This is a genomic window from Rhodococcus sp. NPDC003322 (assembly GCF_053589555.1).
This window is the reverse complement of record NZ_JBSFSC010000005.1, coordinates 545,233-559,813: the sequence shown is the minus strand read 5'-3', so window position 1 is coordinate 559,813 and position 14,581 is coordinate 545,233. Positions and strand designations below refer to the sequence as shown.

The following is a 14,581-nucleotide window of genomic DNA, read 5'->3' as shown; positions in this document are numbered from 1 at the left end:
ACCCTATCGGTCGAGGAGGGCCCGGCACGTGTCCAGCAGTTCGGCCCGCAGCGGCGCCGCCCGCTCGGCGAGCGCGGACTGCGCGCGCACGTATTCGGCGCGGCCGGACGGCGTCTCGATCGGAACCGGGCCGTACCCGAGCTCACGCAGGTCGTACGGGCTGGCCCGCATGTCGAGTTCCCGTGCGGCCATCGCCAGCTCGAAGCAGCGCAGCAGCAGGTCCGAGTCGACCAGTGGCACCAGCTTGTAACACCACTTGTACAGGTCCATGCCCGCGTGCAGGCAGCCCGGCTGCTCGCGGACCGCCTGATCGTCACGGGACAGGGGAACATCGTTGCGGCCCACCGCATCCGGGGTGAAGAACCGGAACGCGTCGTAGTGCGTGCAGCGCAGGTTCATCGACTCGACGACGGCGTCGGTGCCGTCGGGGCCGAGCCGCAGCGGGACGCCGGAATGGCGCACCGCCTCCTCGCCGCCGCGGTACACCATCGCCCACTCGTGCAGGCCGAAGCAGCCGAGCTGCGCGGGCCGGGACGCGGTCCCCGCCAGCACCCGCTCGGTGAACTCGAGCATCGAGCGTCGCCGGTCGAGCAGGGCCGGGTCGGCACCCACCCCGTCACCCTGTTCGCGGTACCCGGAGAACTCCGCGTAGTCGCGGGCCGACGGCCCGGCGAGCAGCACCCCGAAGCCGGGATGCCACCGGCGCAGCTGCGCCGGCCGCAGGCTGTAGTAGGTGAACAGGAAGTCCACCACCGGGTGCTTCACCCCGCGGGCCTGCCGACCCAGATGCGGACCGATCAGCGCGTCCACCCGGGCCTGGTGGGCGTCCCGCGCGGCGGTCCACTCGTCCTCGGCGAGAACGAGCGGACCGCCGAGCCGCGTCCGGACCTGTGTCACGGCGTCCGCTGGCCGGGCACGGCGTCGGTGATCCGGTGGGTGCCGTCACGGACGGTGCCGACGAACTCCTCGACCAGGTCCTCGAGCGCCACGATGCCCAGGCACCGGCCGTCGGCGTCGACCACCTCACCGAGGTGACTGCTCGCCCGCCGCAGCACGGCGAGGGCCTCGTCCAGCGGTGTCTGGACCTGCAGTCGCGGCCACGGCCGCACATCGGCGCGCGGGACGACCGTGTCCGGTCCGGCGGACTCGTCGAGCACCTCGTCGAGCACGTCCTTCAGGTGCAGGTAGCCGGCGAGGGTGCCGTCCGGCAGGGCCGCCGGGTAGCGCGAGTAGCCGGTCTCGACGACCGCCCTCTCGATCGCGCCGAGGGTGGTGCCGCGGTCCGTCAGCGGCACCGTCCGGACCTTGTCGAGGGGGATCAGCACGTCCGAGACGGTCCGTCCGGTGGTGTGCAGCGCCTGCGTCAGCCGGCGATGCTCCTCCGCGTCGATCAGCCCCTCCGAGCGGGACTCGCCGATCATCTCCGTCAGCTCGATCTCGGAGACGGTGGTGTCGAGCTCGTCCTTCGGCTCGACCCGCAGCAGGCGCAGGACCGAGTTCGCGCACCAGTTGTAGAACGCGATCAGCGGCTTCGCCAGCTTGATGAAGCCCAGGTGGATCGGCACGAGCAGCATCGCGGCCCGCTCCGGTCCGGCGATCGCGATGTTCTTCGGCACCATCTCGCCGAGCAGGATGTGCAGGACCACCACGAGGGCCAGCGCGATCGTGAACGCGATCGGGTGCAGCAGCTGGTCCGGCAGGCCGACCAGGTCGAGGGGCTTCTCGATCAGGTGCGCGATGGCCGGCTCGCCGACCCGGCCGAGCAGAATCGAACAGATCGTGATGCCCAGCTGGGCTGCCGCCAGCATCAGCGACAGGTGCTCACCGGCCCGGATCACGGTACGGGCCCGGGTCTTGCCCTGCGCCACGAGCGCCTCGAGGCGGTCACGGCGCGCCGAGATCAGGGCGAACTCGGCCGCAACGAAGAACGCGTTGCCCGCCAGCAGGAGAACCGTCAGCGCGACGGCCAGCAGGTCATTCATCGTCCGCCTCCTGGCCGGTGCGCAGCACGTGCGCCGCGATCGTCTCCGCGGGGACCGGGGTCAGCACGACCCGGTCGATCCGCCGGCCGTCCATCTCGGTGACGCGGGCCATCCAGCCCCCGGCCGAGGCGTCGCCGCCGACCGCGCGCCGGACATCGGAGCCGTCGGGATCGGGCAGCACCACCTCGTCGCCGACCTCCGGGATCCGGCCCAGCCGCGCGAGCACCAGCCCGCCGAGGGTGTCGTACTCGCCTTCGGGGGCCGCGTACCCGGTGGCCTGCCGGACCTCGTCGATCCGCAGCAGGCCCGCGCAGATCCAGCCGTCGCCGCTGCGCTGGACGTCGATCTCCGGATCGTCGTGCTCGTCGCGGACGTCACCGACGATCTCCTCGATCAGATCCTCCATGGTCACCAGGCCTGCGGTACCGCCGTACTCGTCGACGACCAGCGCGACCTGCATGCCGTCGGCACGGACCTGCTCCATCAGTGCGTCGCCGTCCAGGCTGGACGGCACCACGGGCACCTTCTGCGCGAGCACCATCAGCTGGGTGGTCGCACGCGAGGACGCGGGCACGGTGAAGGCGTGCTTGACGTGCACGACGCCGATGGTGTCGTCGAGGTCACCGTCGACGACGGGGAACCGGGAGAACCCGGTGCGGGACGCGGCGTCGATCAGGTCGGCGACGGTGTCGTGCAGGTCGAGGGTCTCGATCTTCACGCGCGGGGTCATCAGTTCCTCCGCGGTGCGCTCACCGAACCGCAGCGACCGGTCCACCAGCAGCGCCGTGCCCGGGTCCAGGGTGCCGCTGCGGGCACTGATGCGGACCAGCGAGCCCAGCTCCTGCGGCGAACGCGCGGACCGGAGTTCCTCGGCCGGTTCGACACCGAGCCGGCGCACCACCCAGTTGGCGGTGCCGTTGAGTCCGTTGATCGCCCACCGGAACACCGTCGAGAACCACGCCTGCAGGCCCGCGGTGGCGCGCGCGGTGGCCAGCGGGTGCGCGATGGCCAGGTTCTTCGGGACCAGTTCGCCGAACACCATCGACAGCGACGTCGCGATGATCAGCGCCAGCGCCAGCGAGATGCCCGACGCCACCGACTCGGAGACGCCCACGGCCTTGAGGCCGGGCGTGATCAGTTGAGCGAGAACGGGTTCGGCGATGTAGCCGGTGATCAGGGTGGTGATCGTGATGCCCAGCTGAGCGCCGGACAGCTGGAACGAGAGGGTGCGGTGCGCGTGCTGGACCTGACGCGCGCGGCGATCGCCGTCGCGGGCATGCGCGTCGACCGTGCTGCGCTCGAGCGCGGTCAGGGAGAACTCCGCCGCCACGAACACGGCGGTTCCCGCGGTCAGGGCGAGGAACCCGAGCAGGCTGACGATTGTCACTGCGATCTGCATGGTCTATCGCCCCCGTACGGGGGTCGGGGAGGGGTCGCCGGGTTTGTCGCCCGGCTCGGTAGAGGAGCCCTCCGTCGTGGAGCTGTCGTCGCCGGACTCGGCGTCGCGGGTCAAAGTGGGTGCCTCGGGCACCTTGGTCCTTTCGTCGTGCCCGGCTGACCCGGGCGCACACTGGTCGAGAGAACCATTCTACCGACAGCCGGCGATATGTCCGGTCACGGCGAGCCGCGTCACGTGGCGGCCTCGCCGTGACCGGACCCCGTCACCACCCCGCCGGGAGCGGCCGCCCCTCCGCGAACCCCGCTGCCGACTGCACCCCGAGCACCGCCTTGTCGTGCAGTTCCTCGATGGTGCGTGCCCCGGCATAGGTGCAGGTGCTGCGCACCCCGGCACAGATGTGGTCGATCAGGTCCTCGACGCCCGGCATGACCGGATCCAGGCGCATCCGGGAACTGGAGATGCCCTCCTCGAAGAGCGCCTTGCGGGCCCGGTCGAACCCGCTGTCCGACGCGGTGCGGGCCGCGACCGCCCGCTTGCTCGCCATCCCGAAGCTCTCCTTGTAGGCGTTGCCCTCCTCGTCGAACCGCAGGTCGCCCGGCGATTCGTAGGTGCCCGCGAACCACGAGCCGATCATCACGTTCGACGCGCCCGCCGCGAGCGCCAGCGCGACGTCGCGGGGATGCCGCACGCCGCCGTCGGCCCACACGTGGGCGCCGAGTTCGCGTGCCGCCGCCGCGCATTCGGCGACCGCCGAGAACTGCGGGCGCCCGACCCCGGTCATCATCCGGGTGGTGCACATCGCGCCGGGGCCGACCCCGACCTTGACGATGCTCGCGCCGGCGGCGACCAGGTCCCGGGTGCCGGCGGCGGAGACGACGTTGCCCGCGGCCAGCGGCACCCCGAGGTCCAGCGCCGCAACGGCAGCCAGCGCCTCGAGCATCTTCTCCTGGTGCCCGTGCGCGGTGTCCATCACCAGCACGTCGGCACCCGCGTCGACCAGGGCCTTCGCCTTCGCCACCACGTCGCCGTTGATGCCGACCGCCGCCGCGATGCGCAGCCGGCCGTCGGCGTCGAGGGCCGGGGCGTATATGCCGGCCCGGATGGTGCCGGTCCGCGTCAGCGCGCCCTCCAGGCGTCCGTCGCCGTCGACGATCACCGCGATCGGATCGTGCCGCGACTCGAGGAGTCCGAACACCTCCCGCGCCGACGCAGTGACCGGCGCGACCGCGAAGTCGGTGACGGCCACCGCGCTCAGGCGGGTGAACCGGTCGACGTCGGCGCAGGCCGCCTCGGTCACCACCCCGACGGGGCGTCGATCGCCGTCGACGACGACCACCGCGCCGTGCGCCCGCTTCGGCAACAGCGCCAGCGCGTCCGAGACGGAGGCGTCCGGGCCGAGGGTGACCGGGGTGTCCGCGACGAGGTGCCTGCTCTTGACGAACGCGACGGTCTCCGCGACCGCGGCCGCCGGCACGTCCTGCGGGATGACGACGATGCCGCCGCGCCGCGCGACCGTCTCGGCCATCCGACGGCCCGCGACCGCGGTCATGTTCGCCACCACGATCGGGATCGTGGTGCCGGATCCGTCCCTGCTGGCGAGGTCCACGTCGAACCGGGACGTCACGTCGGTGCGGCTGGGCACCAGGAACACGTCGTCGTAGGTCAGGTCGTAGGGCGGGGTCTGTCCGTCGAGGAAGCGCACGCCTCGGACGCTACCGGCTCCGCGGCCGGTCCGCCCGCGCTCGCGTGCGCCTGCGACCGGGACAGCGCGATCGTGGTGACGACCATGACGATCACCGCCGCGACGACCACCACCACACCGAGGGGATCTGTCCGCAGTCGCTCGCCGAGCACGGTGAATCCGAGGTAGGCGGCGACGAGCGGCTCACCGATCGTGATCGCCGGCAGCGACGCGGCCAGCGACCCGGCCTGGAACGCACGCTGCTGCAGGTAGAACCCGGTGGCCCCGGCGGCCGCGAGGGCCCACAGCTCCCACGACGTCAGCACCGCCGCCGGGCCGTGCGCGAACTCGTCGAGCACCGGCTTCGTCAACGCGACCGCCACGCCGTACATCGCGCCACACGCCGAACCCAGCAGCAGTGCGCGGGGACCCGACGGGATCCGGGTCAGTGCCACCGCGACCGCCAGCACACAGCCGCCGACCACCACGGTCAGTGGAATCGCCCAGTGCCGCAGGGTCGCCGTCACCGTGCCCTCGGTCGGGTTGCCGACGACCAGAAAGACCGCCAGCGACGCGGCCAACGCGATCGCCGTCACCCACGTTCGGGTCGTCATCCGGGTGCCCGCGAATCGCGCCGACATCGGTAGCGCGAACAGCAGCGTGCTCACGATCAGCGGCTGGACCACCAGCACCGACCCCAACCCGAGGGCCGTGGCCTGGAAGACGTAGCCGCCCAGGTCGCCGCCCACACCGACCCACCAGCGTGGGGAGCGCACCAGTTCGCCCAGCAGGGCGTCGCCCTCCTCGACGCCCGCAGCCGCGGACTGCTGTGCCACCGAGCCGACCGCGAACAGCAGCGCCCCCACGAGAGCGCAGACGATGGCCGGCAGCGGCAGGTCGGGCATGCACTCAGCTTCCTCTGCCGCGCCGCTGTTGTCCTCGGGATCGACCCGACGGGGCGTTCCGGGAGGCGGGCCGCCCGCCGCGCGCGGGCCGGGCCGCGGTCGCCGTCGGCTCGGGGCGGGGGACCTCGTCCCGGACCGGCACCCCGGACGGTCGGCGGGCACCGGTCAGCGCCACCAGCTTTCGGCTGCCGGGCCGGACCGGGACACCCTCCGGATCGACCCCGGCCCGGGTCATCACCGACGCGACCTCGTCGTGCTGGTCCTCGGTCACCAGCGTCACCACCCGCCCCTCCGCACCGGCGCGTGCGGTGCGGCCCGCGCGGTGCAGGTAGTCCTTCGGGTCCGCCGGCGGATCGACGTGCACGACCAGGGAGACGTCGTCGACGTGGATCCCGCGCGCCGCGACGTCCGTGGCGACCAGCACCGGGACCTGCCCCGACGTGAACGCCGACAGCGCGTGCCTGCGGAAGGCCTGCGACTTGCCGCCGTGCAGGGTCCCGGCCCGCACCCCGACCGCGGCGAGCTGTGCGACCAGGCGGTCCACGCCGTGCTGGGTGCGCACGAACAGCAACGTCTTGCCGGGACGGGACGCGATCTCCGCCACCACCGCGGCCTTGTCCGTCCGGTCGACGAACAGCACGTGGTGGTCGCCGGCGGACACCGGCGCCGCGGCGGCCGCGGTCGCGTGGGTGACGGGGTCGTGCAGGTAGCGGCGCACCAGGGTGTCCACGTCCTCGTCGAGGGTTGCCGAGAACAACAGCCGCTGACCAGATTCCGGGGTGAGGTCCAGGATCGCGGTCACCTCCGGAAGGAAGCCGATCTCCGCGAGGTGGTCCGCCTCGTCGATCGCGGTGACCACCACGTCGTCCAGTGCGAGCGCATCCTGCCGCAGCAGGTCCAGCGCCCGCCCCGGCGTCGCGACGAGCAGGTCCACCCCGCGCGCGAGTCGCTGGGCCTGGCCCTTGGTCGCGACCCCTCCGGTCGCGGACGCCAGCCGCAGTCCCAGCGCGAGCGCGGACTCGTCGAGGGCCCGCTCGATCTGCGTCGCCAACTCCCGGGTCGGGGCGAGCACCAGCCCTCGAGGCCGCTTCGGGGCGCTGAACGAGCCCTTCAGGCGCAGGAGCATCGGCAGGCCGAACGCGAGGGTCTTGCCGGAACCGGTCGGGCCGCGGCCGAGCACGTCACGGCCGGTGAGGATGTCCGGGATCACCAGCGCCTGGATCGGGAAGGGGTCGACGATCTGCTCGCGCCTCAGGGACTGCACCAGCGTCGCGGGCAGGCCGAGGTCGGCGAAGGTGGGCATGGAATCTCCTGGAAGCCGGGAACGAGTGATCGTCGCAGGTCGACACTACCGACACCCGAACCGACGTTCCGACCTGGACGCGGTGTTCAGGCCTGGATCAGCGGGCCGCACCGGATGTCGAACCGCTCACCAACTGTGTCCAACGTCCGGCGGTGGTGCTCGCGGTCCCGGTGACTGGTGACCGCGAACCGCGCTGCCCCCTGCAGTTGGCGATGCATCGGATACCAGCGGTCGAAGTTGAGCCCGCAGTCGCGTAACACTCGGGACGGCAGTGCGTCTGCAATGAGGCCGAGGTTGTACATCGCCAGCGTCATCACGGTGTAGGAGAACACCGGCTTCCCGCCATTTCTCAGCAGGCCACCCACGTCGAGTTCGTACAGCGGGATCTCGCGAATCCTGCCCGAGAACAACAGGTGCGCAAGGTAGTAGCCCATGAACGACGGCAGGTGGAGGATCGCGGAGCGCGCCTGTACCGACACGACCGACCCCGTGCCGGAGATGTAAGGCTCGTAGGGTCGGTCGAACCTCACGTACCCCGTGCAGTTCACGATCCAGCTTCCCGGTTCGATCGTCTTCGTCGCGCCGCTCCGGAGCACGAGATCGGTGGCGCCGTCGCGATCGACGGCGTCCACGAACCGATCCATGATCACGTCGTTCACGCCGGCGGCGATCGCCCTGTTCTCCGATTCCGACAGGATGCCCAGCAGGAAGTTTCGGGCCCCCGGGACGAGACTGATGCCGTGTTCTGCGCAGTGCCAACGCGCGACGTCCATCTCGTTTGTTCCGTCGAATCGTCGCGCCGTCTCCGCGGCCACGGCGTTGGGTAGGGGGCCGCGCCACCAACGCCGGGCCCCGAGCGGGAAGGTCCGGTCGCGGCGGATGAAGTACGTGCCGTCGCCGGCCACCAGGTTCACCTCCCGGCCCGGATACTCGGTGACGAGTGCGTACGCGGTGTCCATCGCGGTCTTGCCGCCACCGATCACCCAGACCGGTGTGGCGGTCTCCCGCATCTCTCCCACGCGTACGTCGCAGTGGTCGGGGGACACCGATCGGACCCGGGAACTCGACACCGCGAGTGGATCGTTCGGTGTGACGTCGAAGCCGTAGGCCTTGATCAGTTGCTTCGCCAGGACGACCTGTCGCCGCCCGTCGGGCGAGCTGCAGGAGATCCGCACGATCCCGTCGGATTCGTCGCAGGAGTCGAAGGACCAGCCGAAGAATTCGTCAACCCGCACGTGCTCCTTGATCACGTCGAGGCAGTGTTCGAAGTGGTCGAGCACCTCGTCCTTGGTGGCCAAGTAGGACGGGCTGCGGTCGAGTGTCCAGGCGATGTTGCCGGCGGTGAACATGCCGTGCGGTTGATGCAGGCGTACATACGGGTAGGTGTCCACCCACATGCCGCCCACACGTTGGCGGCGTTCGATCAGAATGACTCGCTGATCGCGGGTCAGATACCGGCCGGCGACGAACAGGGCATTGAGGCCTGCGATACCGGCACCGACGATGCAGACATCGCAGATCTCCGGCCTGGCCTGCGCGTTCGGCCTTGTCTTCGCATCGTGTGCCGGATTCGAGTCCGGTGGATGTGCTTCGGTCACCGGGACCTCCCCACGGTGCCTTGTGCGTGTGATCACCTCGACGGCGACAGCAACATCAGACTACTCGGTTCGGCAAGCGTCACCGCCGGGCGTTGGCGCACACGGGTACGGGGGACATGAATCGTGTCGGTGCCCCGGGGCACACTCGAAACTCGAACACAGTTTCGATTATTCGAGCGATGGGGGTGTGGTCAGATGTGCGAGATGTGTGACGGGAAGTCGCCTGCGCGACTTCGCAAGGACCTGCGGCGGGTGATCCAGCGGTACGGCTGGGCGTTGCAGTACGTGCAATCGGCGATCGACGAAAGCGGGATACATCCGGCCTACTGCTACTCGGTGGGACTGACCGCGAAGGAGTGGCCCGAGCTGGTGATCACCGGCCGGGTCGCCGATCAGTCGGCCGAAGTCCTGGGCGGTCTCTGCTCCCTGATGGGAGACGGGCCGCCCTTGGCGGCGGGGGACACGTTCACCGTGGGCGGGCTCGACGTGTATCTCGTCGAGGTGCGCCGGCCCGAACAGTGGCTGCTGCGAGCCACCGACCTCTACGGGCGTCGCCGGGTGCGCGCCCTGCAGGCCGTGTGGGCGGACTGCGCCGGCCGGCTGCCGTGGGAGGGGGAACCGGGCGGCGACGTGGTGCAACCGTTGCTCGGCATGCCGGCGGGCGGGAGCCTGGCGTCCTGACGGTGCGTCAGCGGCCCCGGGGCGGGTGCCCCGGGGCCGCGTGTTCACGTCGCTCAGGCCTCGACTTCGCTGCGGTCGCCGCTCCAGAGGGTGTGGAACTTGCCGGGGCGGTCGGTGCGCTCGTAGGTGTGTGCACCGAAGAAGTCCCGCTGCCCCTGCGTCAGCGCGGCCGGCAGCCGCTCGGCGCGCAGGCCGTCGTAGTACGACAGCGACGAGGAGAACGCCGGAACCGGGATGCCCAGCATCGTCGCGGTCGCGACCACGCGACGCCACGAGTCGATCGCGTTCTCGATCGCATCCTTGAAGTACGGCTCGACGATCAGGGACGTCAGCTCCGGGTTGGTGTCGTACGCCTCCTTGATCCGGTTCAGGAATCGCGCCCGGATGATGCAGCCGCCGCGCCAGATGGTGGCCATGTCCCCGGGGGTGAGGTCCCAGTTGTACTCGACGCTGCCGGCACGGATCTGGTCGAAGCCCTGCGCGTACGCAACGATCTTCGACGCGTACAGCGCGCGGCGGATGTCCTCGGTGAACTGCTCCGCATCGGTGGGCTTGTCACCCAGCACGCCCGACGCCAGCCCCTGCGCGGCCTTGCGCTGCTCGCGCGAGCCCGAGAGGGCGCGCGCGAACACGGCCTCGGCGATACCGGTGACGGGGACGCCGAGATCGAGCGCCGACTTCACCGTCCAGCGTCCGGTGCCCTTCTGCTCGGCCGCATCGACGATCACGTCCACCAGCGGCTTGCCGGTCTTCGCGTCCACCTGCGAGAGCACCTCGGCGGTGATCTCGATCAGGTACGACTCCAGCTCGCCGGTGTTCCACTCGCCGAACACCTTCGCGACCTGCGCGGCGTCGAAGCCCAGCGCGTCGCGGAACAGGTGGTACGCCTCGCCGATCAGCTGCATGTCGGCGTACTCGATGCCGTTGTGCACCATCTTCACGAAGTGTCCCGCGCCGTCCGGGCCGATGTGCGTGCAGCACGGCGTGCCGTCCACGACCGCGGCGATGGACTCCAGCAGCGGGCCGAGGGACTCGTAGGACTCCTTCGGGCCGCCGGGCATGATCGACGGCCCGTTCAGTGCACCCTCCTCGCCGCCGGAGATGCCGGCGCCGACGAAGTGCAGGCCACGCTCGCGGAGCGAGGACTCACGACGAATGGTGTCCGTGAACAACGCATTTCCGCCGTCGATGATGATGTCGCCGGGCTCCATCGCCGCCGCGAGCTCCTCGATCACCGCGTCGGTCGCCTCGCCGGCCTTGACCATGATCAGCACGCGCCGCGGCCGCTGCAGAGCCGCGACGAACTCCTCCACGGTCTCGGTGCGGACGAAGTCGCCTTCGGCGCCGTGCTCGGCGATCAGGGCGTCGGTCTTGGCGACGCTGCGGTTGTGCAGGGCAACCGTGTGCCCGTGGCGAGCGAAGTTGCGGGCAATGTTCGAACCCATCACGGCAAGTCCGGTGACGCCGATCTGGGCCCGCGCAGTCGAGGAGGTGTTGTCGGTCATGCGGTCAAGCATTCCCTGCCCTGTGAACGAGCGAAACTTCAGGGTCTCGCACCTTGGGATGGCCGGACGCCGGGAAACGCGACGCCGCCACCCGCGGGGCGGGTGGCGGCGTCGGTGCTATCGCGTCGAGTGGTGCGGTCAGCGGTCGCGGTGCGGACCGTCGAAGCCGTCGTAGGAGCGGCGCTCCGTGCGGGAGCGGAACCCGCCGGCGGCACCGCTGCGCTCACCGCGCTGCGGGCGGTCGCCGTACGAGCGGTCGCCGCTGCGCTGGTGGCCGCCGTCGCGCTGCGGACGGTCGTTGCGGTAACCGTCCCGCTGCGGGCGGTCGCCGTAGGAGGGGCGGTCGCCGGAGCGCTGGTAGCCGCGGTCCCGCTGCGGCCGGTCGCCGTACGAGCGGTCACCGGAACGCTCGTAGCCGCCCTCGCGCTGCGGGCGCTCGGACCGGTGGTTGTCCCGCTGGGGGCGGTCGCCGTACGAGCGGTCGCCCGAACGCTGGTAGCCGCCCTCGCGCTGACGGTCGCCGTAGGAGGGGCGGTCGCCGGAGCGCTGGTAGCCGCCCTCGCGCTGACGGTCGCCGTAGGAGGGGCGGTCGCCGGAGCGCTGGTAGCCGCCCTCGCGCTGGGGACGGTCGTTGCGGTAGCCGTCGCGCTGCGGGCGGTCGCCGTAGGAGGGGCGGTCGCCGCTGCGCTGGTAGCCGCCGTCGCGCTGCGGGCGGTCGGACCGGTAGCCGTCCCGCTGGGGACGGTCGTTGCGGTAGCCGTCGCGCTGCGGGCGGTCGCCGTAGGAGGGGCGGTCGCCGCTGCGCTGGTATCCGCCGTCGCGCTGCGGGCGGTCGTTGCGGAAGCCGTCGCGCTGCGGGCGGTCGCCGTACGAGCGCTCGCCCGATCGCTGGTATCCGCCGTCCCGCTGGGGCCGGTCACCGCGGTAGCCGCCGTCGCGGCGGGGCCGGTCGTAGCCGTCCCGGCGCGGGCGGTCGCCGTAGGACCGCTCGCTGCGCCGCTCGCGCACCGGTTCCCCGCTCGGCGTGCGAGCACCGGTGATGGCGGCGAGCTCCTCGGAGCCGGGGCCGACGTTCACCTCGGTGGCGTCGACGCCGGCAGCCCCGGTGAGCCGCCGCACCATGCGGCGCTGGTTGGGCAGCACGACGGACACGACGGTGCCCTTCTCGCCGGCGCGGGCGGTGCGGCCGGCACGGTGCAGGTAGTCCTTGTGATCGGCCGGCGGGTCGACGTGCACGACCAGGTCGATGCCGTCGACGTGGATGCCGCGCGCGGCGACGTCGGTGGCGACGAGAACCGGGGTGCGCCCCGCCTTGAACCGTTCGAGCACCCGGGTGCGCTGGTTCTGCGCCTTGCCGCCGTGCAGTGCCTCGGCGGCGACGCCGACCTCACGGAGGCGTTCGGTGATGCCCTCGCAGCCGAGCTTGGTGCGCGCGAACATGATCGTGCGGCCGCCCTCACGGGATCCGATCTCTGCGAGCACCGCGTCCTTCTGGCCGCGGTCGACATTGAGCACGTAGTGCTCCATCGTGTCGACGCTGGCGCGCCCGTCCTCGGTGGCGTGCTCGACGTGGTCGGACAGGAACCGGCGGACCAGCGACTGCACCTCCCGGTCGAGAGTCGCCGAGAACAGCAACCGCTGTCCGTCGGGGCGGGTCTGTTCGAGGATCGAGCGGACCTCGGGGAGGAAGCCCATGTCGGCCATCTGATCGGCCTCGTCGAGGGCGGTCATCTCCACCTCGTCGAGGATGCAGGTCTCCTGCCGCAGGTGATCGCCCAGGCGGCCGGGTGTCGCGACGAGGATGTCGACCCCGCGGGAGAGCTGCTCGACCTGCTTGGTGAACACCATGCCGCCCACCGCGGAGCGGACACGCAGACCGACCGCGGACGCGTACGGGAACAGGGAGTCGACGACCTGGACCGCGAGTTCGCGGGTCGGGACCAGCACCAGGGCGCGCGGGCGCTTCGGCGCGGGCCGGTCGTCGCGTCCGGCCAGGCGGGCCAGCATCGGAAGCCCGAACGCCAGCGTTTTGCCGGAGCCCGTCTGTGCGCGGCCGAGGACGTTGCGACCGGCGATCGCATCGGGGATCGACATCGCCTGAATCGGCGACGGCACCGTGATGCCGTCGCGGGCGAGAGCCGCGACGACGGGGGCGGGCAGGCCGATCTCGGCGAAGGTGGACTGCGGGGCCTGATCGGCGGTGGCCTGATCGAGGGCAGCAGAAGATGGGACGGCGTCGGTCACGCGGATATACCTCTCCGGACGTTGGGCGCGTCGCGGAGTGCAGCCTGAAACAACAGCCGCGCAGAAGAGACGAGCCGGGCACGCGCGCCCCGGGTTCGGGGCATGGCTGTGCCGAAAGTGTGGTTAACAATCGAAATGGGCCGCGAAATGGGCCGCGGTCCAGTGTACGGGACCGCGGGGTGTGCCCGTGCCCCGCGGCGACGTGAGGTCCGACTCAGCGGCGACGGGCGGAGATCAGCCGCTTCCGGCGTCGCCGGAGATCAGCCGCTTCCGGCGTCGCCGGAGATCAGCCGCTTCCGGCGTCGCCGGAGATCAGCCGCTTCCGGCGTCGCCGGAGATCAGCCCCGGAAGAGTCGTTCGAGTTCGACGAGCCACGGCACCGCGACCGCGATCGTCGGGACCACGAGGATTGCCACCGATGCCAGGTACGCGGCAACGGCGATCGGGAGGACGGTGCCGGAATCCGCGAGTCGCTTGATGCGGGTGAGGGTGTGCGGTCCGCCTGCGGCGAGGGCGCCGTCGGGGGCGCTGGATCCGGCGCAGGTGACCAGGGCGCGGGCCAGCGGTGTCGGACCCGTCACCTTGACCGCGGAGTCGTCGGCGAGCAGTTCGACGAGCAGCTGAACGGAACCGAGCGCGGACTTGCTGCGCACCACCTTCGGGAAGGCTTCGTGGACCGCCGTGAACGCCTCGATCACCAGGTCGTGCCGGGACCGCAGATGGGAGCGTTCGTGCATGAGAATCGCGGTGATCTCGTCGCGGCCGAGACTGTCGAGGGTGCCTGCGCTGACCACCACCCGATGCCGCAGTCCGGGCAGGCAGTAGGCGATCGGTTCTGCGGAGTCGAGGACACGCAGATTGGACGTGCGGCTGCGGTGCGGTTCGCCACGGTCGAGGAGGTCGACGAGCATCCGGTGGCGGGAGCGCCGCCGCCGGGTCTGCACCGCGACCGCGGCGATGGAGAAGATGAGCTTCGCGCCGATGAGGACGGTGAGTGCGAACACCACGACGTACGCGATCCACAGGGGGAGGCCGAGCGCGTCGATCTCCTCGAGGGGAGCGGTCGTCGGCCGGCCGTCGTGGCCGGGTACGAGCAGCTGTGACGCGATCGCGAGGCCGGAACTGAATGCCGAGAGGACCGCGGCGATCGCGATCGCCTGCCACAGCACGAGTGCCGCGCCGGGGGCGCGGAATGGCCAGGTGGCGCGCGCGAGCAGCGCGGGCACCGGGCCGGCGAGAAGCAAGGCCATCACGGCGAAGGCCAGTGCGGTGGTGGGGTTCAT

The 14,581-nt window shown here is 71.3% G+C and carries 11 protein-coding genes; 1 reads left to right on the top strand and 10 read right to left on the bottom strand.

What is annotated here, in order from left to right; translation table 11 throughout:
• Nucleotides 1-3 precede the first annotated feature (3 nt).
• From ACWDUM_RS21935 to ACWDUM_RS21905, 7 genes are all read right to left on the bottom strand, one after another.
• Entirely contained in the window at nt 4-897 is an 894-nt protein-coding gene (locus ACWDUM_RS21935) for a 3-methyladenine DNA glycosylase (RefSeq protein WP_450135585.1), read from the bottom strand.
• Nucleotides 894-1,982 (bottom strand): hemolysin family protein, encoded by a 1,089-nt coding sequence (locus ACWDUM_RS21930; protein ID WP_450135584.1) that lies wholly within the window; start codon nt 1,980-1,982, stop codon nt 894-896. The genes ACWDUM_RS21935 and ACWDUM_RS21930 overlap by 4 nt, the downstream gene beginning before the upstream one ends.
• The gene (locus ACWDUM_RS21925; RefSeq protein WP_450135583.1) at nt 1,975-3,381 is read right to left on the bottom strand and encodes a hemolysin family protein; all 1,407 of its coding nucleotides are present in this window, start codon (nt 3,379-3,381) and stop codon (nt 1,975-1,977) included. Before ACWDUM_RS21925 ends, ACWDUM_RS21930 begins: the two co-directional genes overlap by 8 nt.
• Before the next feature lie 262 nt (nt 3,382-3,643).
• Nucleotides 3,644-5,083, bottom strand: a complete 1,440-nt coding sequence (gene guaB1 / locus ACWDUM_RS21920; RefSeq protein ID WP_450135582.1) for a GMP reductase — start codon at nt 5,081-5,083, stop codon at nt 3,644-3,646.
• Entirely contained in the window at nt 5,044-5,967 is a 924-nt protein-coding gene (locus ACWDUM_RS21915; protein WP_450135581.1) for a DMT family transporter, read from the bottom strand. Before ACWDUM_RS21915 ends, guaB1 begins: the two co-directional genes overlap by 40 nt.
• 4 nt (nt 5,968-5,971) lie before the next feature.
• Entirely contained in the window at nt 5,972-7,270 is a 1,299-nt protein-coding gene (locus tag ACWDUM_RS21910; protein WP_450135580.1) for a DEAD/DEAH box helicase, read from the bottom strand.
• An 86-nt stretch (nt 7,271-7,356) separates the two neighbouring features.
• On the bottom strand, nt 7,357-8,868 hold the full coding sequence (locus tag ACWDUM_RS21905; RefSeq protein ID WP_450135579.1) for an FAD-dependent oxidoreductase: 1,512 nt from the start codon (nt 8,866-8,868) through the stop codon (nt 7,357-7,359).
• A 204-nt stretch (nt 8,869-9,072) separates the two neighbouring features.
• Here ACWDUM_RS21905 and ACWDUM_RS21900 point away from each other — a divergent pair, with 204 nt between their 5' ends.
• Nucleotides 9,073-9,549 carry a DUF4262 domain-containing protein gene (locus ACWDUM_RS21900; RefSeq protein WP_450135578.1) on the top strand — a complete coding sequence of 159 codons (477 nt, stop codon included), beginning with the start codon at nt 9,073-9,075 and terminating at the stop codon, nt 9,547-9,549.
• Nucleotides 9,550-9,602: 53 nt separating this feature from the next.
• Here the strand turns inward: ACWDUM_RS21900 and gndA are convergent, their stop codons facing one another.
• From gndA to ACWDUM_RS21885, 3 genes are all read right to left on the bottom strand, one after another.
• On the bottom strand, nt 9,603-11,054 hold the full coding sequence (gene gndA, locus ACWDUM_RS21895) for an NADP-dependent phosphogluconate dehydrogenase (protein WP_450116803.1): 1,452 nt from the start codon (nt 11,052-11,054) through the stop codon (nt 9,603-9,605).
• Nucleotides 11,055-11,192: 138 nt separating this feature from the next.
• Nucleotides 11,193-13,298: a DEAD/DEAH box helicase gene (locus ACWDUM_RS21890; protein WP_450135577.1), complete on the bottom strand. Its 2,106-nt coding sequence runs from the start codon at nt 13,296-13,298 to the stop codon at nt 11,193-11,195.
• Nucleotides 13,299-13,636: 338 nt separating this feature from the next.
• A complete protein-coding gene (locus tag ACWDUM_RS21885; protein ID WP_450116801.1) occupies nt 13,637-14,581 on the bottom strand; it encodes a M56 family metallopeptidase in 945 nt (314 codons plus the stop codon).

Excerpts from the sequence above, each read along its gene's own strand:
- ACWDUM_RS21930 (WP_450135584.1), bottom strand. The coding sequence starts at position 1,982 with ATGAATGACCTGCTGGCCGTCGCGCTGACGGTTCTCCTGCTGGCGGGC.
- ACWDUM_RS21925 (WP_450135583.1), bottom strand. The coding sequence starts at position 3,381 with ATGCAGATCGCAGTGACAATCGTCAGCCTGCTCGGGTTCCTCGCCCTG.
- ACWDUM_RS21915 (WP_450135581.1), bottom strand. The coding sequence starts at position 5,967 with ATGCCCGACCTGCCGCTGCCGGCCATCGTCTGCGCTCTCGTGGGGGCG.
- ACWDUM_RS21910 (WP_450135580.1), bottom strand. The coding sequence starts at position 7,270 with ATGCCCACCTTCGCCGACCTCGGCCTGCCCGCGACGCTGGTGCAGTCC.
- ACWDUM_RS21900 (WP_450135578.1), top strand. The coding sequence starts at position 9,073 with ATGTGTGACGGGAAGTCGCCTGCGCGACTTCGCAAGGACCTGCGGCGG.
- gndA (WP_450116803.1), bottom strand. The coding sequence starts at position 11,054 with ATGACCGACAACACCTCCTCGACTGCGCGGGCCCAGATCGGCGTCACC.
- ACWDUM_RS21885 (WP_450116801.1), bottom strand. The coding sequence starts at position 14,581 with ATGAACCCCACCACCGCACTGGCCTTCGCCGTGATGGCCTTGCTTCTC.